Source organism: Chryseobacterium sp. GQ58 (assembly GCF_059758895.1).
This window is the reverse complement of the sequence record NZ_JCAXEH010000003.1, coordinates 412,468-431,565: the sequence shown is the minus strand read 5'-3', so window position 1 is coordinate 431,565 and position 19,098 is coordinate 412,468. Positions and strand designations below refer to the sequence as shown.

Sequence of the window (19,098 nt, the reverse complement as noted above, 5' to 3'; positions counted from 1 at the left end):
CCTAAATCAAACTTCAAGTTTTTCCTCAATTTTATTCGGATTATCCAAAGAATATTGTAATTGATTTTTATCTAATTGCTTTTCCCAGTTCGCCACAACAACCGTTGCTACAGAATTTCCTATAACATTTGTTAAAGCTCTGCATTCACTCATAAATTTATCTATTCCTAAAATTAAAGTCATTCCCGCGATCGGAATTTCGGGTACGACAGCCAAAGTCGCCGCCAATGTCACGAATCCTGCTCCGGTAACTCCAGCCGCACCTTTTGAACTCAACATTGCCACCAGAAGAAGCATCAATTGTTTTTCTAAAGAAAGATCGATATTTAAAGCCTGCGCAATAAAAAGGGAGGCCAAAGTCATGTAAATGTTGGTTCCGTCGAGATTAAAAGAATATCCTGTCGGCACCACCAAACCTACAATTGCTTTTGAGCAGCCGGCTTTTTCGAGTTTATCCATTAATCCCGGAAGTGCCGATTCTGATGAACTTGTACCTAAAACTAAAAGAAGTTCTTCTTTCAGGTAATACATTAATTTAAAAATGTTAAAACCATTATACCAGGCAACAGCTCCCAAAATCAAAACAACAAATAAAATAGATGTAATATAAAATGTGCCTACCAGAAAAATTAAATTCAGAACAGAAGCTAAGCCGTATTTTCCTATTGTAAAAGCCATTGCACCGAATGCACCAATCGGGGCCAGCTTCATCAGCATGTGTACAATTTTGAAAATTGGAGTAGCTAAATCCTGTAAAAAATCTGTAATTCGCTGGCTTTTTTCTTTTGTTAAAACTAAAGCAATTCCCATTAAAATAGCGACGAGAAGAACCTGAAGAATATTGTCACCAACCAACGGACTGAATAATGTTTCGGGAATAATATTCATGATAAAGCCTGTAAGCGTCGTGTCATGAGCTTTCTGCTGATATTGCGAAACATCACCCGAAAGACTTGCAGGATCAATATTCAGGCCCGATCCCGGCTGTAATAAATTTCCAACAATCAATCCGATGATTAAGGCCAAAGTTGAGAAAGTAAAGAAATATATCATTGCTTTTACAGCAATACGTCCTACTTTTTTGAGATCTGTCATGTGCGCAATTCCCAAAGTAAGCGTAATGAAAATCACAGGTGCGATGATCATTTTGACCAACTTGATAAATCCGTCACCTAGAGGTTTCATTTTTTCGCCAAGTTCAGGATAGAATTTACCTAAAAGAATACCTGCAATAATGGCAACAATTACTTGAAAGTAAAGCTGTTGATAAAATTTTTTTGCTTTCAAAGAAGAATTTTTTAAGATTTTGAGACCGGAAAATTATGAAAATTTATTTTAAATATGACAAAAGTCATAAAAAGTTTCGGCGGGCTGAAAGCCCGCCGAAACTAAAGATTAATTATTTTTTTATTCTAAGATGTTTTAGCAAACTCAAGCTTGATATTGCTGATATTTTCTGTTATTTAGTCAATTTTTTAGCGATGTCAGGCTGAGCGGAGTCGAAGCCTTTAATTATTTAGATTCTTTGAATAATAAAAGTATGTTTAATAATTTAAAATCATTCCACCGCCACAGAATCATCTCCGCGGCCATCTGCAACCGCATGAATATTTCCATTGTCATCAATTAAAATCATTTCCGTTCTTCCAAGCTGACTCCATCGCTCTGTTTTATAGCCTAATTTTTCTAAATCTTTAATAGTTGTTTCAGTAAAGTTTTTTTCAAAAGCAACTGTTTCAGGAAGCCATTGATGGTGAAATTTTGGAGAATTGACAGCAATATTTGCATTTAATTTAAAATCAATCACATTCACAATTGACTGATAAACAGATGTTGGAATGGTTGTTCCACCCGGAGTTCCCACGATAATGTAAGGTTTTCCGTTTTTTAAAACAATGGTCGGAGTCATTGACGAAAGCATTCTTTTATTCGGCTGAATCGAATTGGCTTCACCGCCCACCGCGCCAAACATATTCGGAACACCGGGCTTCACGGAAAAATCATCCATTTCGTTATTTAGGAAAAATCCGGCTCCCGAAACGATCACTTTACTGCCGTACAATCCGTTGAGAGTTGTTGTTACTGCTGCTGCATTTCCGTCTTTATCAATGATGGAAATATGCGTGGTTTCTGTAGATTCTTTAGCTTGATTAATGATTTTTCCGACTTCAGAACTTGGTGTGGCTTTATTGAAACTAAAGCTTTTCCATCTTTTTCTCAGATATTCTTCTGAAATCAAATCATTGGTTTTATCTTCAATAAAGTCGGGATCGCCCATATATTCGGCTCTGTCGGCGAAAGCTCTTCTTTCTGCTTCTACCATAATCTGAACCCCCTGCGTTGAATTTTGCTGATATTGCTCTAAATTTTCAAAACCCGACATTTTCAGCATTTGAGCTAAAAGAATCCCGCCGCTGGAAGGTAAAGGCATCGAAACAATCTTATTTCCTTTATAATCAAATTCCAATGCTTTTCTTTCAACAACTTTGTAATTTTTAAGATCTTCAAAAGTAATGATGCCGTTTCCTTTTTTCATTTCCGAAACAATAAGTTCGGCAGTTTTTCTTTCATAAAAGCCTTTTAAGCCTGATTTCTGAATTAATTTTAAAGTTTCTGCCAATTCTTTCTGTATTAAAATATCACCGATTTTCCAGTTGTCGTTTTTTACGAAAGAATTGGGAGTTGTGTTGTATTTCTGAAAATATTCTTTGCTTGAATTCAATAAATTAGCTTCCTGTTGAGTAATTGCAAATCCTTTTTCAGCTAAATCAATTGCAGGCTGAATCAGTTTTTCCATCGGAAGGTTGCAGTATTTTAAAGTCGCAAAAAATCCGGCCACACTTCCGGGAATACCAACCGCCAATCTTCCGTTTTGGGATAAATCTGTATTGGCATTTCCTTTTTTATCGAGATACATATCTCTTGAAGCGCTTTTAGGAGCTGTTTCTCTGTAATCTAATGCGAATTTTTCTCCATTATTCTTTACACCGACAAGAAATCCGCCTCCTCCGATATTTCCTGCTTGAGGATAAACAACAGCCAAAGCATATTGCGTTGCAACAATGGCGTCATAAGCATTTCCGCCCATTCTCATTACTTTTGCGCCGGCTTCGCTTGCCAACGGATGTGCAGAGACGACAACACCTTTATTTTTTACCTTTACTTCTTTTACAATATTAATGTTGGTGTATTGCGCTGAAAGTGTATTTGAAATAATAAACAGTATCAGTAAAATCTTTTTCATGATAAAAATTATAACCTAATTTACAATTTTGTTTTCTTATAGTATGCAAAATATTTACTTTTGCTTCGAATCAACTAATAATAAATAAATATGGAGTCCTTCACGGAAAAAATATTGATTACCGGAGCTTTAGGTCAAATCGGGACCGAGCTTACCAACAGACTTGTAGAAATTCACGGTGCTGATAATGTGGTCGCTTCGGGCCTGGACAGATGGCAAAAGGGAATTACTTCTGCAGGCTATTACGAAAGAATGGATGTTACCAATACTCAACTGGTAAAGCAGGTCATCAAAGATTACGAAATCACAACGGTTTATCATTTGGCATCTCTTTTATCGGGAACTTCAGAAAAGCAGCCGATTTTTGCATGGAAACTAAATCTTGAACCTTTACTTCAGTTTTGCGAAATGGCTAAAGAAGGTCTTCTTAAAAAGATTTTCTGGCCAAGCTCAATTGCCGTTTTCGGGAAAGGAATTCCAAAAGAAAATGTAGGTCAGGATGTCGTTTTAAACCCTACAACAGTGTATGGTATTTCTAAAATGGCAGGTGAAAAATGGTGCGAATATTATTTTGATAAATATGGAGTTGATGTAAGAAGCATCAGGTATCCGGGATTGATTTCATGGAAAACTCCGGCAGGTGGAGGAACTACAGATTACGCCGTTGAGATTTTTTACGAAGCGGTGGAAGAGGGGAAATATACAAGCTTTATTTCTGAAGATACGGCAATGCCAATGTTGTACATGGACGATGCCATCAATGCAACTTTGAAATTAATGGAGGCTCCGAAAGAAAATTTAACGGTTCATTCATCATATAATTTAGGTGGAATGTCTTTCACTCCAAAAGAATTGGCGCAGGAAATTAAGAAAGAAATTCCTGAATTTGAGATTGATTATCAACCTGATTTCAGACAGGCAATTGCAGATTCCTGGCCTTCATCAATTGACGATTCTGTGGCAAAAAAAGACTGGGGTTTGACTTATGATTTCGGAATTTCTGAAATGTCAAAAGACATGATCAAGAATTTAAAAGTAAAATTGAATAAAAATTAATTATCTAAAGTTTAACTTTAATTAAATTGCGTTTTAATATTTGATTTTTAATTACTTATATGTTTTATATAAAATTTAGTTTAAATGATTTTATTAACCTTTAACATTATAAATATTGAAGCGGACGCCAAAAACGGTGTTCAAATCAATGATGATGAAAGGTTAAAAATTACAGAATCGAATGTGAAATCAATTTTGAGAATTTTAGATATTCATGAAATAAAAGCAAGTTTTTTTATTGAAATTTCGATTGTAGAAAAACTGCAAAATCTAATAAAAGCAATTTCTGCTCAAGGGCACGAAATTGCTTTTTACAATAAAAATTCTTCAGCCTTTCAAATTGAAGAAACAAAAAAGTTTTCTGAAAATTTTCTCAAAAAACAAATACGCGGCATTCGACAAAAAGAATTCAAAATTGCTGATGCCGATCTGAAATTGATGGGTTTCAACTTTATTTCAAATATTGACAATGCTGATATTTTGTTTCCTTTTAAACGTCTGAAAAGAGATTCTGACATTTCAGAAGAAAATGGAATCAGCATCGTTCCGGAAAGTATTTCACCTTACAGCCAGCTTCCGTATAATGATTTTGTGTTTCAGGTTTTGCCTATGAAATATTATCAGAATATGGTTTTTGAAACCTTAAAAAGCGATGAATTTGTGCTTGTTTATTTAGAATCCTGGCAATTTACCGATGTTAAAAAATACAAGTTTAAAGTTCCGTTTTACCGAAGCTATAATTCCGGCAAAAAAATGGAGGATAAACTGGAGGCTTTTCTTTCTTGGATTAATGAAAAAGAACTGGCAACTTCGAGGATGAAAGATTATATATTTTAAGTTAACATTCAAAATTTAGGTGTTTTGAGACTAACAAAACCTCGAACGTAAAACCTTAAACTAACTTAATTCCAAAAGTGTAATTTCAGGCAAAACACCAACTCTACCCGGATAACCTAAAACCCCAAAACCTCTGTTGACATACAGTAATTTGCCTTCGCTTTCGTACAGATCTGCCCATTTTGGATAACGATATTGTACAGGAGACCATTTTATATTTTTCAGATCCAAACCAAACTGCATTCCGTGCGTATGTCCTGAAAGCGTAAGGGCTATGTTTGCGGGATGTTTTTTTACCACATAATCAAAATGTGTAGGATCGTGGCTCATTAATATTTTTGCGGCAGTTTGAGGGATGTTTTTTAAAGCTTTTTCTAAATCACCAAATTGCGGAAATGGTTTTAGCCCCCAATTTTCAACGCCCAAAATGTATAGTTTTTCGCCGTTTTTTTCGATAGCGTGATTTTCATTTCTCAACATTTCGAAGCCTGCTTGTTTTTCATAAGCAATAAGTGTATCAAGATTTTGTTTTTTAGCATTGATAGAAGGCCATGTGACGTAATCGCCGTAATCGTGGTTTCCCAATACGGCAAACTTACCGTCTTTAGCTTTAATTTTAGAAAAAAGAGGAATAAACGGCTTAAATTCGTCCGAAACATTATTCACCATATCTCCGGTAAAAAGTACCAAATCAGGATCTTGTTCGTTTATAAGATCAATTGCATGCGCCAATTTATCAGGATCTGAAAAACTTCCGCTGTGAACGTCGGATATCTGAATGATTTTGTATCCTTTGAAGCTTTTTGGAAGATTAGCTATTTTTACTTTTACTTTTCGCACTTTGTGGCGGTATCTTCCGAAAGTAATTCCGTCGATAAATAATGCCGAAAGCACTCCGCCCAAACCTAATCCGATTAAGCTTAAAAATTTTCTTCGCTCCGGGAAAAAGTTTTCTTCAGACGAAAAAAGTCCTGCAAAATAAGCTCCTGTTCTGAAAATATCGTCAATCAACAAGAATAAAACAATAAATATTTTAGGCAAAATAAAGATTAGAAAAAGACTGATAAGCAACTGCGGCCTTCCGTCTCTGTCCGTTCGCTGGAAATGTGATAATTCGTAGACGAACAATCCGTATACAGATAATGATAAAACCCAATAAGCGAGCCTTATCCAGAAATTGTCGGTTAAGGTTCTTATTGCCTGATAAATGTAGATCTCCAAAAACAAGAAGATTGCAGTAATAATCAAAAAGTTTCTTTGCATAGCCAAGTTTAAAAAAAGCACAAAAGAAAATCCCTTGTGCTTTTATATTTTAAATTATTTAGTCTTAAGGAAATTTATAAACGATAGCATTGATGTTCATTCCGGCGCCAACCGAAGCCATTACAACATTACCTTTATCTTTAAACGAATGACCATCCATTTTTCCTTTAATTATTAAATCAAACATGGTAGGAATGGTAGCAACTGAAGAATTTCCAAATTGCTGAATCGTCATCGGAGCGATCGAATGATCATATTCTTTGATGTCATACAACTTGTGAAGCCTGTCGATCATTGCATAATCCATCTTGGCATTTGCCTGGTGAATCAATATTTTGTCTACATCTGCAATAGAAAGACCTGCGCCGTCAATAGTTTCTTTAATGGCTACAGGAACGTTTTTCAGGGCATATTCGTAAATCTTTCTTCCCAACATTCTGATATAAAAAATCTTTTGATCAGCTTCTTTATTTAGCGAGGTTGCGCTTACTAAATATTCCAACTCCGGACCATTGTCACAAATCGTATTGTGAGCAATGATGCCGACATTTTCTTCGTCAGTAGCCTCAACTACAACTGCGCCAGCTCCGTCTGCAAAGATCATTTTATTTCTGTCGTAAGGATCTGTAACGCGGCTCAGGGTTTCGCTTCCGACTACAAGAATAGTCTTGGCAACTTTGGCTTTTATTAAATTATCTGCCAAAATCATGGCTTCAACCCAACCCGGACATCCGAAAATCATATCGTAAGTGATACATTTCCTGTTTTTTATGCCTAAATGATTCTTTACTCTTGCCGCCATATTGGGCATGAAATTCACAAGGCCTGCCGTGCTTACTTCACCAAAATTGCTTGCATATATTATATAATCCAATTCTTCGCCATCTACTTTTGCGTCTTCCAAAGCTATTTTAGCGGCTTCATATCCGATCTTTGAGTTTGAATTGTCTTCCTCAATATATCTCCTGTTTTCAATTTCTGTAATTTCTACAAATTTTGAAATGATTTCTTCTGTCGGCTTGTCTATCTTGTCACCTTCATCTGTGTAGAATTCAGAATTTATAAAATAATCTCTACCAATAAGTCTGTTTGGGATGTAAGATCCTGAGCCAATAATGATCGTATTCGGCATTCGTTTAAATAATTTTTTAAAGAGGCAAAGTTAATAATTAATATTAATAAGAAAGAATTAAAAATATTATTAAATTTGCAAAACTTGTTGTTAAAAATCTATGAAAAACAATCCATCTTTAAAGGGCTTACTTATTGCTGTTGCGGTTTTTATTCTTGCCTTTGGGGTTTACTTCTTTCTTTTGGCCAAGAAAAATTATTACTTGGTAGATAATCCGACTCCGAATACGTATTATTATAAGATCAACAATGATGATGAAGGGATTATCTCTGCGGGGCAATACGTCAAAGTAGACCTTAAACAGGGAAAAAATTCGATAAAAGTTTTTGACCAAAACAAGAAAATGCTCTATGATTCTGCTTTTGAAGTAAATAAAGTAAGAGGGCTTTTGAACATCGCACACGAAGATTATTATATCAATCGTCAATTTTATGGGTACAATCTTAAAAAAGATTCATTACTTTTGGCGTTGGATAAAACTATTATAGACGGAAAACCTTATTTTGGCGGTGCTAAACACTTCAATAAGCTTTATACAGAAGATTTTTATTATAATGTAGATGAAGATTATGATAAATTGATTAAGAATATTGATAAAGTAGAATCCCGTACAAAGATTTTCAGAAAGCAAGATTATCTTAACTATTATAAAGAATATTACAAGTTTTGACAAACGATATCAACAAAATAACTCCTTACAATTCTGAGGCTACGAAAAAAAGCCAGGTAGAGGACATGTTCGACAATATAGCTCCAAAATACGATTTGCTAAACCATGCTTTATCTATGAAAATAGATGTTTTGTGGAGAAATAAGCTCGTAAAAATGATGAAGGAAGATGCGCCGCAGGAAGTGCTGGATGTGGCTACAGGAACGGGAGATCTCGCGATTGCAGTAGAAAAAGGAACCGGTGCAAAAGTAGTTGGTTTAGATTTATCGCAACAAATGTTAAATGTTGGCGTTATTAAAATAAAAAAACTTAATTTAGACGGCAAAATTTCCATGCAGAAAGGAGATGCAGAAAATTTACCTTTCGAGGACAATAGATTTGATGCTGTTTCCGTTGCATTTGGAGTGAGGAATTTTGAAAACCTTACCAAAGGTTTGGCAGAGCTGAGAAGAGTAGTAAAAGAAAACAAGAGCGTTTATATTCTTGAGTTTTCAAAAGTAGAAGGTTTTTTAGGACCGTTTTATATGTTTTATTTCAAAAATATATTACCGGCAATCGGAAGATTGATTTCTAAAGATGACAGGGCGTACACCTATCTTCCGGATTCTGTAAATGCTTTTCCGTTTGGAGAAAAAATGAGACAAATACTTTTAGATACAGGATTTAAAAAAGTAGAATATAAAAAATTAAGTTTAGGTATAGCCACAATTTATAAAGCAACAAAATAACCTATGAATAAATTTCTATTAAAAGCTCTGGTTTTAGCCTCAGTGAATATTGCAATTTTTGCAGATGCTCAATTTAGAACCCGTAACAGGATGGATAAGCTGGAAGATTTTGACCAGCAGAAATTCAGTTGGGGATTTTATTTGAACGGAAATATGCTAGACTATCATACCGTACTTAATGCTACCTATGGAATGAACGGGAATAAGAACCTTGTTACTGCCAAAGAAAGTATTAGTTTCGGTGCCGGTCTTATTGCAAAATTCAGGTTGAATGATTATCTGGATGTGAGAGTAGAGCCAGGTTTACAGTTTGCTCAAAGACAATTGACGTTCAATACCCAATCCAATGATTTTTACAAAGATGGAAGCTTAACCAATCCGCCTTTTATCCCGATCGCATTGACGGAGAATGACAAAGTAAGAGAAATAAAATCTACTTTGGTTGACATTCCTGTGTTATTGGAACTGCATGGCGAAAGATGGTACAATTCAAGACCTTATGTGGCGGCTGGGGTAAATTATATTGTTAATTTACAGTCAAATTCCGACTCGGAAGATGATAACTTGCAGCAGGTTTTCAGATCTACAACGCACAATTTTGCATGGTCTGCAGAGATGGGAGTTCAGTTTTATTTTAATAAATTTAAATTGACACCCGCGATCAGAGGAACATTCTTTATGAACAACGAAATTGTAGCCGATAATGCTACCACGCCGCCTTATTGGACGGCTGCGGTTTCCACCTTACAGACAAGAGCAATCATGTTTGTTTTGAAATTTGAATAATATAACAATAAATTAATATTTAAAGGAGGTGCATGGCATCTCCTTTTTTTGTTTTAGCAAAATATAGAAGGTTTTATTTTTGTTAGTCTTAATATTTTCATATTTTTGCTAATAGTTAGAATATTATTAAACCTGAAATGCTTCAAGACTTAGAAAACAATTTTTCAGAGCTGGAAAAAAAGATTTTGAATCTTCATAAAAGCTATCAAAGTCTTTCTGAAAAATTTTTAGAATTAAATAAAGAGCATGAAGAGCTGAAGATGAAATATGATGAAGAAAGAAAAAAAAATCAGGTATTAGCAGAAGAAAAGAAAAATATAAAATTGTATTCAGCAATATCAGGGAATCCTGAGCACAACAGACTCATGAAAAACCATATCAACAGATTGGTAAAAGAAGTAGACTTTTGTATTGCGCAGCTTCAAAACACTGGATTATAATGGAGGTAAGGAGAATAACCATCAATATTGCAGGAAGAGTATATCCGCTGAATGTACCCGCAGCAGAGGAAGAAACTCTGCGCAAAGTGGGGAAGCAGATTGAAAATATGATTAAAGATTTTGAACAAAATTTCGATGTGAGAGATAAACAAGATGCTTTGGCAATGTGCGCCCTTAAATTAGGAACCAATGCAGAAGTTGTAAATCTGAACTACGAAAAAAATATAAATTCTACCAACGAAAGATTAGTAAACATAAATCAGACGTTGAATGAATTTGGGAAGTAAATTTCCCGGAAAAACTGCCTACAGTAATTCTAACACATTAAGGTAAACTCAACACTAAACAATTAATGTTCGAAAGTCTTTTCAATGGCGTGCTGCATTACGCAGATTACAGAGAGAAGGAATCAGATCAAATCGTGGAGATCAGGAGTTTACTCTAAATCACTGAATTATTGTAGGTTTTTTTATTTTAAATTTAGACAATTAAAACTCAATATATATATGACAACAACCGCTATTATTATAGGCGTGATTTGCTTGGTATTAGGTGCTGTTTTAGGAATGGTTTTTTCTAAAAGCTCGTTGAATACCAAAGCCAAATTTATTATAGACGATGCCAAAAAAAATGCAGAAAACCTTATAGAAAAAGCCAACGTACAGGCTGAATCAATAAAGAAAGAGAAAAATCTTCAGGCTAAAGAAAAGTTTTTGGAGCTCAAATCTCAGCATGATGCAGACATTCAGGTTCGTGAAAAGAAAATGCAGGAAGCCGAGAAAAGAGTAAAAGACAAAGAAAATAAACTGAATGACGAACTTAGCAAAGCAGGAAAATTAGAAAAAGATCTTGACAAACAAATTGCCGATTATGCTAAGAAAAACGAAATCTTAGAGAAAAAACAAAGTGATTTGGATACAGCAACAGCAAGAAAAGTTGAAATGCTGGAGAAAATCTCAAATTACACCGCTGAAGAAGCTAAAGCAGAATTGGTGGAAACCATGAAAGCAGAAGCCAAAACAAGAGCTCAGGCGCACGTTCAGAGCATTATGGAAGAGGCTCAACTGAATGCCAAAAGTGAAGCGAGAAAAATCGTTGTACAAACCATTCAGAGAATTGGAACGGAACAGGCGATTGAAAATTCAGTTTCCGTTTTCAATATTGAATCTGACGAAGTAAAAGGTAGAATTATCGGTAGAGAAGGTAGAAATATCCGTGCATTGGAAGCGATGACAGGTGTAGAAATCATCGTTGATGATACTCCGGAAGCTATTCTTCTTTCATGTTTCGATCCGGTAAGAAGAGAAATTGCAAGATTATCACTTCACAGATTGGTAACAGACGGTAGAATTCACCCGGCAAGAATCGAAGAAGTTGTTGAGAAAACAAAAAAAATGATCGAAGAAGAGATCATTGAAGTTGGTAAAAGAACCATCATCGATCTTGGAATCCACGGTTTACATCCGGAATTGGTGAAAATTGTCGGTAGAATGAAGTACCGTTCGTCTTACGGACAAAACCTTCTTCAGCACTCAAGAGAAGTAGCAAATATCGCTGCGACGATGGCTGCGGAATTAGGATTAAACGTAAAGTTAGCGAAAAGGGCAGGACTTTTACACGATATAGGTAAAGTTCCTGAACAGGAATCTGAACTTCCGCACGCTTTATTGGGAATGCAATGGGCTGAAAAATTTGGAGAAAATCCAGAAGTAATCAATGCGATCGGTGCTCACCACGACGAGGTGGAAATGACATCATTACTATCTCCGATTATTCAGGTTGCCGATGCAATTTCAGGAGCAAGACCGGGAGCAAGACGTCAGGTTTTGGAATCATATATCCAGAGATTAAAAGATCTTGAAGCTGCAGCATTAAGTTTTGAAGGTGTTTCAAGTGCTTATGCAATTCAGGCTGGTAGAGAATTGAGGGTAATGGTAGAAAGCGGAAAAGTAAATGACGAAATCGCTTCTCAGCTTTCTTACGACATCTCAGAGAAAATTCAGAATGAACTGACTTATCCTGGACAAGTAAGAGTTACAGTAATCAGAGAAACAAGAGCTGTAAATATCGCAAGATAAATAAAGCTTAAAAAATAAATAGTAAACCTTTCAATTTATTGGAAGGTTTTTTTGTGAAAGGTAAATTTAATAAAAATCTGAAACCTTCCAGCATAATTGTATTATGAACTATTTTAGAATAAATCAAATTATGTATGAAAATTTAATAATATTTGTTGTTGATTTGCGTTATATTTATAAATAATTCTTTAAATTTGATCTTAATCAAACTAGATATTGTTTAATAAAAAAATCAAATCACATGTCAAACAACATTTTAAAGAACGCGAAAAAATTAAAAAAAGATGATCTTAGAAACATCATCGGAGGAGTAGCAATAATTGAAAACCCGGACTTATCATTATGTGGCTGCAGTTGCTCAGGATCTGTAACAGGACCTAAATATTGCATAAATTATATCGCCTGTCCGCAAGTTTATACTTGTGATAATGCGGCTATATAATAATTTAAAATTGTTCTAAAATTTATATTAATATTCATTTAAAACCAAATCATTATGTCAAACAACATTTTAAAAAACGCTAAAAAATTAAGAAAAGATGATCTTAAAAACATCGTCGGAGGAGTAGGAAAAATAGGAACACCCGATTTGTCACTTTGCGGCTGTAGCTGCACGGGAGCTGTTACAGGGCCTTTATATTGTTCACAATTTATGGGTTGCCCGCAAGTGTATAATTGCAAGGATTAAAATATTTAAACCTTCCGGATTTTCGGAAGGTTTTTATTTTTATGTAAAGAAAAAATGTTTTTTAAGAATATAATTCCTACTCATTTCTATACTTTTAAAAATATCTTTATCGCTGGAATCCTGTTCTACAAACCAGTATTTAAGGCCTGCTTTTTCTCTCTCGGCAAAAATCCTTTCAAAATCAATTGTTCCGTTTCCTACTTCCGCAAAATCTTTTGTTCCGGTTTTCATGTCTTTTACATGCCACAATGGGAAACGTAGAGGATGCTTCTCAAAATAATCTAAAGGATCAAGGCCTGCTTTTGAAATCCAATACAGATCGAGCTCCATTTTCACAAGATCTGAAGAAGCTTGATGTAAAATAAAATCATAAATATTTTGATTATCATCAAATTTTTCAAACTCGAAATCGTGATTATGATACGCAAACTGAATTCCTGCTTTCTTTGTAAGCTCACCTGATTTTTCCAGTAATTGCGGAAGCTTTTTATATTTTTCAATTGATCTTTCTTCGGGAAGAAGATAAGAACAAACCATAAATTCTGTACCTATAAAATGGAGATCCTCAACAGATTTTTCCCAGTTATTGGTCAAAGTTCCAGCTTCATTTTTAATAACTCCGGTTTGATGGTGCGAACTTATAACTTTTAAGCCTGTATTATTTAAAACAGACAAAAATTCATTTTTGCTTTTGCCAAAGAAATTGCCGTTGTAGCCATATATTTCCAGTTCTGTAAAGCCAAGAGAAGCCAGCTTTTCCAATGCTTTTTCCAAATTATCCGATACTGCATCGCGAACTGTATATAATTGTATTGCTAAAGGCCTTCTGATACTTTTCACATTAGAAATTCCACAAGAATATAAACCTAAAAACCCTAATGAAGAAAGTAGTATAAAATCTTTTCTAAGCATTGAAATAAGTTATAAAAATGGCTTCATCTCGTTTTCGATCTGGGATCTCAGATTCATCAGTCTTTGAGCGTACATTTCCTGTTGTTTTTCTTCTTCCGTTTCCGGAATCCATTTTGGAACAGGCAATTTTTTTCCGTTTTCATCAACAGCTACAAAAACAATAATGCAGTGTGTTTTTTTGTCAAAAGTGGGCTGCTTCAAATTTCTTGAAAAGACGTTAATCGAAATATGCATACTTGATGAACCTGTATAAATCACCTGCGCTTCCACTTTTACAATTTCACCAATCTTGATGGGCTCATAAAAACGGATTCCGCCAACATAAACCGTTACAGAATAATTTCCGCTCCATGTCGTTGCGCATGCATAACCTGCTTGATCGATCCATTTCATCACACTTCCTCCATGTACGTTCCCGCCATAATTCACATCCGAAGGCTCAGAAATAAACTGAAAAGTAATAGGTTTGTTGTCCATTTTTATAAATTTTGACTAAAGATATTTAATAATTTTTAAAAAGTCGGATTAAATTCTTTTTTTGAGCAATTAAAGTCTTATATTGTCAAAATGTTCAATTTGGGGACATTAATGTTAAATTAATAAATATATTTATATAGATGAAAAAAGTGTTTTATCTTAATAGTTGTGACACCTGCAGGAAAATATTAGCAAAATTTGATCTCAGAGACTGGGAACTTCGCGAAATTAAAAAAGAGCCTATTACCGAAGATGAAGTGGAGGCAATGTATAAAATCACCAATTCTTATGAAGATTTGTTCAGCAAAAAATCTACTCAGATAAAATTGAGAGAGCTTGATTTGAAAACAATGGGAGAAGATGATTTTAAAGAATTGCTTTTGGATCATTATACTTTTTTAAAGCGTCCGGTTTTCCTTACAGATAAAGAGATATTTATAGGAAACGACAAGAAAAATATTGAGGCTCTAAGAGCGCATTTCAACGGAAATTAATCCTTAGACTTTTCAGGAAAATAAAAAACCACAGAAACAACTTCTGTGGTTTTTTATCATTAAAAACAATTTGATTATTGTACAAAAGGCATTTTCACCACTTTTGCAGGAATGTTTTTATTTCTTACCTGAATGAAAATTTCAGAACCCAGCTTGAAATGCGGTTTATCAACATAAGCAATTCCCAAACCGATCTTTTTCATCGGAGACTGCGTTCCGGAAGTTACTTTACCAATTACATTTCCTTCCGCATCTACCACAGGATAATCGTGTCTTGGAACTCCTTTATCCTGCAATTCAAAACCGACCAATTTTCTGGTAACACCTTCTTCTTTTTGTTTTGCAAAAATTTCTTTAGAAACAAAATCTTTATCAAATTTGGTGATCCAGCCCAATCCTGCTTCAATTGGCGAAGTCGTATCATCAATATCCATTCCGTATAAGCAGAAACCTTTTTCAAGCCTCAAAGTATCTCTGGCAGCCAATCCGCAAGGAATAATGCCTTCACTTTCTCCAGCTTCAATGATTGCATCCCAAAGTTGTACTGCATTGTCGTTTTTAAAATAAATTTCAAAACCACCGCTTCCTGTGTAACCAGTGTTTGAAATAATCACATCACTTACTCCAGCCACCGAACCAACGGTAAAATGGTAATAAGGAATTTCTGATAAATTGGTTTCAGTTATCTTTTGAAGAATTTCAGTAGCTTTCGGTCCCTGAACTGCCAAAAGAGACATTTCATCCGACGCATTTGTCATTTTAGCACCGAAAGTGTTGTATTTTGAAATGTGATTCCAGTCTTTTTCGATGTTTGAAGCATTTACAACGACAAAATATTTATTATCTTCCATTTTGTAAACAATAAGGTCGTCTACAATCCCGCCGTTTTCGTTCGGAAGGCAAGAATATTGAGCTTTTCCGTTTTCCAAAGCGTCTACATTGTTGGTTGTCACATATTGTAAAAGATCTTTTGCGCCTTCACCTTCGATGAAAAACTGTCCCATGTGAGATACGTCAAATAATCCCGCTTTTTCTCTTACTGCAAAATGCTCTTCCGTAACACCGGAATATTGTACAGGCATTTCAAATCCTGCAAAAGGTACTATTTTCGCTCCCAAAGAAACGTGTTTGTCGTACAAGGCTGTTTTCTTCATGTTTATTTTTATTTCTTAATTTTAAAACTGTTGAAAGTCTCATTAAAAACCTTCATATAATTTCCATTCCAGTATTTTTGCTGGCAATTGATGCTCAAAAGATATAAATCTTTATCTTTTTGAAATACTTTTGTGATCCAGAAAAGATTTTCTTTATCATCAAAGTATTCATAATGATATTCTGTATATCCTTTTTTACTGCTTCCGCTTTTTATTTTTTTCTCGTCATCTTTAGAATTGTAAAGCGCAAGAATAAATTTTTTGGTTTGGTCTTTTGGCAAATCAAGGCCGTGATATTCGGAAATAGTAATGGCGCCAATTTGGTTGGTTGGGAAAATATTTACAATTCCGTCGTCATTGGTTGCTTTCCAGGTATCGGGAATTGTGATCGAATAATTTTCGCTGTCAAAAACTTCAGTATCAAATTTTTGTGAAAAAGCCCATAAACTGATTAAAAAAGCGAACAAAAAGAGTGTTTTTTTCATTATTTGCTAAAAGTGGTGTTTGTATTCTTCTAAAATGATTTTAAACCATTCTGTAAATTTTTCAGGATTTTCAGACATTTCTTTATCTAGATTTTCCATAGAAATGTAGCGCACTTCTTCTACTTCGCTTTTATTCAGATCAAAATCAGAATTATAATATCCTGTGAAAACATGGTCCAACTCGTGTTCCCAAAGTCCGCCACCGACATCGGCTTTATAAATGAAATCAAATTTTTCGGAAAGTTCAACTTCAATTCCCAATTCTTCCTTCAGCCTTCTTTTGCCTCCTTCAAGATAGGTTTCGCCATCACGCGGATGCGAGCAAACGGCATTCGTCCATTGATTTGGCGAATGATATTTTTGTGAAGCGCGCTTTTGCAGAAGCATTTCGCCTTTATCATTAAATAAAAACACAGAAAATGCACGATGAAGCAAACCGTTGATATGAGCCTGCTGTTTTTCCATCAAACCCAAAACTTCATCATCAGGATTTACTAAAACTACATATTCTTCCATTCCTACAAATTTAAGTTTAAATCATGATTTTGTAAAATATTTGTTTAAATTTTTTAATATTTAAGAAATATAGTCGAAAATAATAAAGAAAAAAATCAACTATATTTATGAATAATACACGGCTTTAGATGAAATTGTTTTGAAAAAGCCATTTTCATGGTTAAAATTTTAACATAAACTAAGATTAATGTAAAGGTTTGTGTGATAAGCCGTAACTTTGCCATTCAAAATTTTGCAATGGAATTAGAATATAAAGAACATATCAGCCCTATCCTGAAGGACGGTGTAAAGAATTATCTGATAGATATTGACGGAACTATTACAGACGATGTTCCCAACGAAGAGCCGGAAAGAATGGTAACCTGCGAACCTTATCCGGATGCTTTGGAAACTATCAACAAATGGTATGACGAAGGCCATCAAATCTGCTTTTTCACTTCAAGAACTGAAAATCTAAAGCAAATCACAATAGATTGGTTGGATAAGCACGGCTTCAAATATCACAGTGTATTATGTGGAAAACCAAGAGGCGGAAATTATCATTGGATTGATAATCACTTGGTAAGAGCTACGCGATACAAAGGTAAATTTACCGATTTGGTTGAAAAACAAGTAACCATTGAGGTTTTTAAAGATTAAAAAAATCAATTGAAAAGATTTAGAAGTTGGAATATTTAAGCAGTTTAAATTCTTTAATTTTTTAAATCTTTAATTTTTAAAATATAAAAATATTTATGAAAGTTTTAGCAAACGACGGCTTAGACCAATCTGGAATTGATGCATTGTCTGGGAAAGGATTTGAAGTGATTACTACAAAAGTTCCGCAGGAGCTTTTGGTTGATTATATTAATGAGCACAAAATCAGAACGATTTTGGTACGAAGCGCAACACAGGTAAGAAAAGATATTATAGACAATTGTCCGTCGATCGAAATCATTGGAAGAGGTGGAGTAGGAATGGATAATATCGATGTAGATTACGCCAGAGAAAAAGGAATTCATGTGATCAATACACCTTCAGCTTCTTCAGAATCTGTTGCTGAGCTGGTTTTTGCGCATTTATTTTCAGGCGCAAGATTTTTGCAGGACTCGAACAGAAAAATGCCTTTAGTTGGTGAAACAGAATTTGCTAATCTTAAAAAATCTTATGCAAAAGGTATTGAATTGAGAGGTAAAACCATCGGAATCGTTGGAATGGGAAGAATCGGACAGGAAGTAGCAAGGATTGCTTTAGGTCTGGGAATGAGAGTTGTCGCTGCTGATAATAATGTAGGAAGAGCAAGCATTAAAGTGACGTTTTACAACAATCAGTTTATTAATGTTGATATTGAAACAGAGCCTTTGCAGGATGTTTTGAAGCATTCAGATTTTATCACACTTCACGTTCCGGCGCAAAAAGAAGGCTTTATGATTGGGAAAAACGAATTTGGAATCATGAAAGACGGCGTAGCAATCGTAAACTGTTCAAGAGGCGGAGTAATCGATGAAGCAGCTTTGATTCAGGCTTTGGATTCAGGAAAAGTGAAGTTTGCCGGTCTTGATGTTTTCATCAACGAACCGACTCCTTCAAAAGAGATTTTAAATCATCCTAAAATTTCCTTGACTCCGCATACAGGAGCTTCAACTTTGGAAGCTCAAGACAGAATTGGTCTTTCTTTAGCAGAACAGATTTCAAGTATTTTGCAGATACAATAAGTTTTTAGTTAAACTTTAAATAAAAAATGCCGCAATACTGCGGCATTTTATTTTATATATTGTTTTTACTTTTCAGCAAATCCCGGATTTCCATTAATAGTTTTTGATCTTCAGTCGGGCCTGCTGGAGCCGCTGCAACTTCTTCTTTTCTGCTCAATTTATTGGCTCCTTTGATAACCCAGAAGAGAACCATTGCAATACACAAAAAGCTGATCACTGCTGAAAGGAAATTGCCATATTTGACTCCGTTCCAGGTAAGTGTAGCAATATTTTCTGCACCCGCCGCTTTAAGGGCCGGGTTTAATAATAGAGGCGTGATCACGTCTTCAACCAAAGATGATACAATTTTTCCGAAAGCAGCCCCGATGATAACACCGACAGCCAAATCAAGTACATTTCCTTTGAAAGCAAAGGCTTTGAACTCACTTACAAATCCCATAATTT

23 protein-coding genes are annotated in these 19,098 nt (G+C 34.8%); 13 read left to right on the top strand and 10 right to left on the bottom strand.

Annotated elements, in window-relative coordinates; translation table 11 throughout:
- Nucleotides 1-6: 6 nt before the first annotated feature.
- Entirely contained in the window at nt 7-1,287 is a 1,281-nt protein-coding gene (locus tag AC6CHK_RS09960; RefSeq protein ID WP_498095652.1) for a dicarboxylate/amino acid:cation symporter, read from the bottom strand.
- Nucleotides 1,288-1,558: 271 nt separating this feature from the next.
- Nucleotides 1,559-3,244 (bottom strand): gamma-glutamyltransferase, encoded by a 1,686-nt coding sequence (gene ggt / locus AC6CHK_RS09955; protein ID WP_498095650.1) that lies wholly within the window; start codon nt 3,242-3,244, stop codon nt 1,559-1,561.
- A gap of 90 nt (nt 3,245-3,334) precedes the next feature.
- On the opposite strand from ggt, the gene AC6CHK_RS09950 reads away from it, so the two are divergent.
- The gene (locus tag AC6CHK_RS09950) at nt 3,335-4,300 is read left to right on the top strand and encodes an NAD-dependent epimerase/dehydratase family protein (protein ID WP_498095648.1); all 966 of its coding nucleotides are present in this window, start codon (nt 3,335-3,337) and stop codon (nt 4,298-4,300) included.
- 84 nt (nt 4,301-4,384) lie between these two features.
- Nucleotides 4,385-5,137 carry a polysaccharide deacetylase family protein gene (locus tag AC6CHK_RS09945; RefSeq protein WP_498095646.1) on the top strand — a complete coding sequence of 251 codons (753 nt, stop codon included), beginning with the start codon at nt 4,385-4,387 and terminating at the stop codon, nt 5,135-5,137.
- Nucleotides 5,138-5,197: 60 nt separating this feature from the next.
- Here the strand turns inward: AC6CHK_RS09945 and AC6CHK_RS09940 are convergent, their stop codons facing one another.
- Entirely contained in the window at nt 5,198-6,400 is a 1,203-nt protein-coding gene (locus AC6CHK_RS09940; RefSeq protein WP_498095644.1) for a metallophosphoesterase, read from the bottom strand.
- Between the two features lie 64 nt (nt 6,401-6,464).
- Nucleotides 6,465-7,532 (bottom strand): 3-oxoacyl-ACP synthase III family protein, encoded by a 1,068-nt coding sequence (locus AC6CHK_RS09935; protein ID WP_498095642.1) that lies wholly within the window; start codon nt 7,530-7,532, stop codon nt 6,465-6,467.
- 100 nt (nt 7,533-7,632) lie between these two features.
- Here AC6CHK_RS09935 and AC6CHK_RS09930 point away from each other — a divergent pair, with 100 nt between their 5' ends.
- The 8 genes from AC6CHK_RS09930 to AC6CHK_RS09895 all read left to right on the top strand — a co-directional run bounded on the left by AC6CHK_RS09930 (nt 7,633) and on the right by AC6CHK_RS09895 (nt 12,922).
- On the top strand, nt 7,633-8,202 hold the full coding sequence (locus AC6CHK_RS09930; RefSeq protein ID WP_498095641.1) for a hypothetical protein: 570 nt from the start codon (nt 7,633-7,635) through the stop codon (nt 8,200-8,202).
- Nucleotides 8,199-8,930 carry a bifunctional demethylmenaquinone methyltransferase/2-methoxy-6-polyprenyl-1,4-benzoquinol methylase UbiE gene (gene ubiE, locus AC6CHK_RS09925; protein ID WP_498095640.1) on the top strand — a complete coding sequence of 244 codons (732 nt, stop codon included), beginning with the start codon at nt 8,199-8,201 and terminating at the stop codon, nt 8,928-8,930. The genes AC6CHK_RS09930 and ubiE overlap by 4 nt, the downstream gene beginning before the upstream one ends.
- 3 nt (nt 8,931-8,933) lie before the next feature.
- Entirely contained in the window at nt 8,934-9,716 is a 783-nt protein-coding gene (gene porT, locus AC6CHK_RS09920; protein WP_498095638.1) for a type IX secretion/gliding motility protein PorT/SprT, read from the top strand.
- A gap of 137 nt (nt 9,717-9,853) precedes the next feature.
- Nucleotides 9,854-10,156 (top strand): hypothetical protein, encoded by a 303-nt coding sequence (locus AC6CHK_RS09915; RefSeq protein ID WP_498095636.1) that lies wholly within the window; start codon nt 9,854-9,856, stop codon nt 10,154-10,156.
- Nucleotides 10,156-10,443 (top strand): cell division protein ZapA, encoded by a 288-nt coding sequence (locus AC6CHK_RS09910; protein WP_498095634.1) that lies wholly within the window; start codon nt 10,156-10,158, stop codon nt 10,441-10,443. The genes AC6CHK_RS09915 and AC6CHK_RS09910 overlap by 1 nt, the downstream gene beginning before the upstream one ends.
- 219 nt (nt 10,444-10,662) lie before the next feature.
- The gene (rny, locus tag AC6CHK_RS09905) at nt 10,663-12,234 is read left to right on the top strand and encodes a ribonuclease Y (protein WP_498095632.1); all 1,572 of its coding nucleotides are present in this window, start codon (nt 10,663-10,665) and stop codon (nt 12,232-12,234) included.
- A 241-nt stretch (nt 12,235-12,475) separates the two neighbouring features.
- Entirely contained in the window at nt 12,476-12,676 is a 201-nt protein-coding gene (locus tag AC6CHK_RS09900; protein ID WP_498095630.1) for a hypothetical protein, read from the top strand.
- Nucleotides 12,677-12,730: 54 nt separating this feature from the next.
- A complete protein-coding gene (locus AC6CHK_RS09895) occupies nt 12,731-12,922 on the top strand; it encodes a hypothetical protein (RefSeq protein WP_498095628.1) in 192 nt (63 codons plus the stop codon).
- A gap of 39 nt (nt 12,923-12,961) precedes the next feature.
- On the opposite strand, the gene AC6CHK_RS09890 is transcribed toward AC6CHK_RS09895, so the two are convergent.
- Nucleotides 12,962-13,834: a sugar phosphate isomerase/epimerase family protein gene (locus AC6CHK_RS09890; protein ID WP_498095626.1), complete on the bottom strand. Its 873-nt coding sequence runs from the start codon at nt 13,832-13,834 to the stop codon at nt 12,962-12,964.
- Between the two features lie 9 nt (nt 13,835-13,843).
- Entirely contained in the window at nt 13,844-14,311 is a 468-nt protein-coding gene (locus AC6CHK_RS09885) for an acyl-CoA thioesterase (protein WP_498095624.1), read from the bottom strand.
- Nucleotides 14,312-14,451: 140 nt separating this feature from the next.
- On the opposite strand from AC6CHK_RS09885, the gene AC6CHK_RS09880 reads away from it, so the two are divergent.
- On the top strand, nt 14,452-14,805 hold the full coding sequence (locus tag AC6CHK_RS09880; protein ID WP_498095622.1) for an arsenate reductase family protein: 354 nt from the start codon (nt 14,452-14,454) through the stop codon (nt 14,803-14,805).
- Between the two features lie 74 nt (nt 14,806-14,879).
- Here AC6CHK_RS09880 and gcvT read toward each other — a convergent pair whose 3' ends face one another.
- The 3 genes from gcvT to idi are packed head-to-tail and all read right to left on the bottom strand — an operon-like array spanning nt 14,880 to nt 16,960.
- Nucleotides 14,880-15,959 carry a glycine cleavage system aminomethyltransferase GcvT gene (gene gcvT, locus AC6CHK_RS09875; RefSeq protein WP_498095620.1) on the bottom strand — a complete coding sequence of 360 codons (1,080 nt, stop codon included), beginning with the start codon at nt 15,957-15,959 and terminating at the stop codon, nt 14,880-14,882.
- An 8-nt stretch (nt 15,960-15,967) separates the two neighbouring features.
- On the bottom strand, nt 15,968-16,444 hold the full coding sequence (locus AC6CHK_RS09870) for a hypothetical protein (protein WP_498095618.1): 477 nt from the start codon (nt 16,442-16,444) through the stop codon (nt 15,968-15,970).
- 6 nt (nt 16,445-16,450) lie between these two features.
- Nucleotides 16,451-16,960: an isopentenyl-diphosphate Delta-isomerase gene (gene idi, locus AC6CHK_RS09865; RefSeq protein WP_498095616.1), complete on the bottom strand. Its 510-nt coding sequence runs from the start codon at nt 16,958-16,960 to the stop codon at nt 16,451-16,453.
- 237 nt (nt 16,961-17,197) lie between these two features.
- Here idi and AC6CHK_RS09860 point away from each other — a divergent pair, with 237 nt between their 5' ends.
- Both AC6CHK_RS09860 and AC6CHK_RS09855 read left to right on the top strand, forming a co-directional pair.
- Complete coding sequence (locus tag AC6CHK_RS09860) at nt 17,198-17,599, top strand: LNS2 domain-containing protein (protein ID WP_184162295.1); 402 nt, start codon at nt 17,198-17,200, stop codon at nt 17,597-17,599.
- A 95-nt stretch (nt 17,600-17,694) separates the two neighbouring features.
- Nucleotides 17,695-18,654: a D-2-hydroxyacid dehydrogenase gene (locus AC6CHK_RS09855; RefSeq protein ID WP_498095614.1), complete on the top strand. Its 960-nt coding sequence runs from the start codon at nt 17,695-17,697 to the stop codon at nt 18,652-18,654.
- Between the two features lie 52 nt (nt 18,655-18,706).
- On the opposite strand, the gene mscL is transcribed toward AC6CHK_RS09855, so the two are convergent.
- The gene (gene mscL / locus AC6CHK_RS09850) at nt 18,707-19,093 is read right to left on the bottom strand and encodes a large conductance mechanosensitive channel protein MscL (RefSeq protein WP_498095612.1); all 387 of its coding nucleotides are present in this window, start codon (nt 19,091-19,093) and stop codon (nt 18,707-18,709) included.
- Nucleotides 19,094-19,098 lie beyond the last annotated feature (5 nt).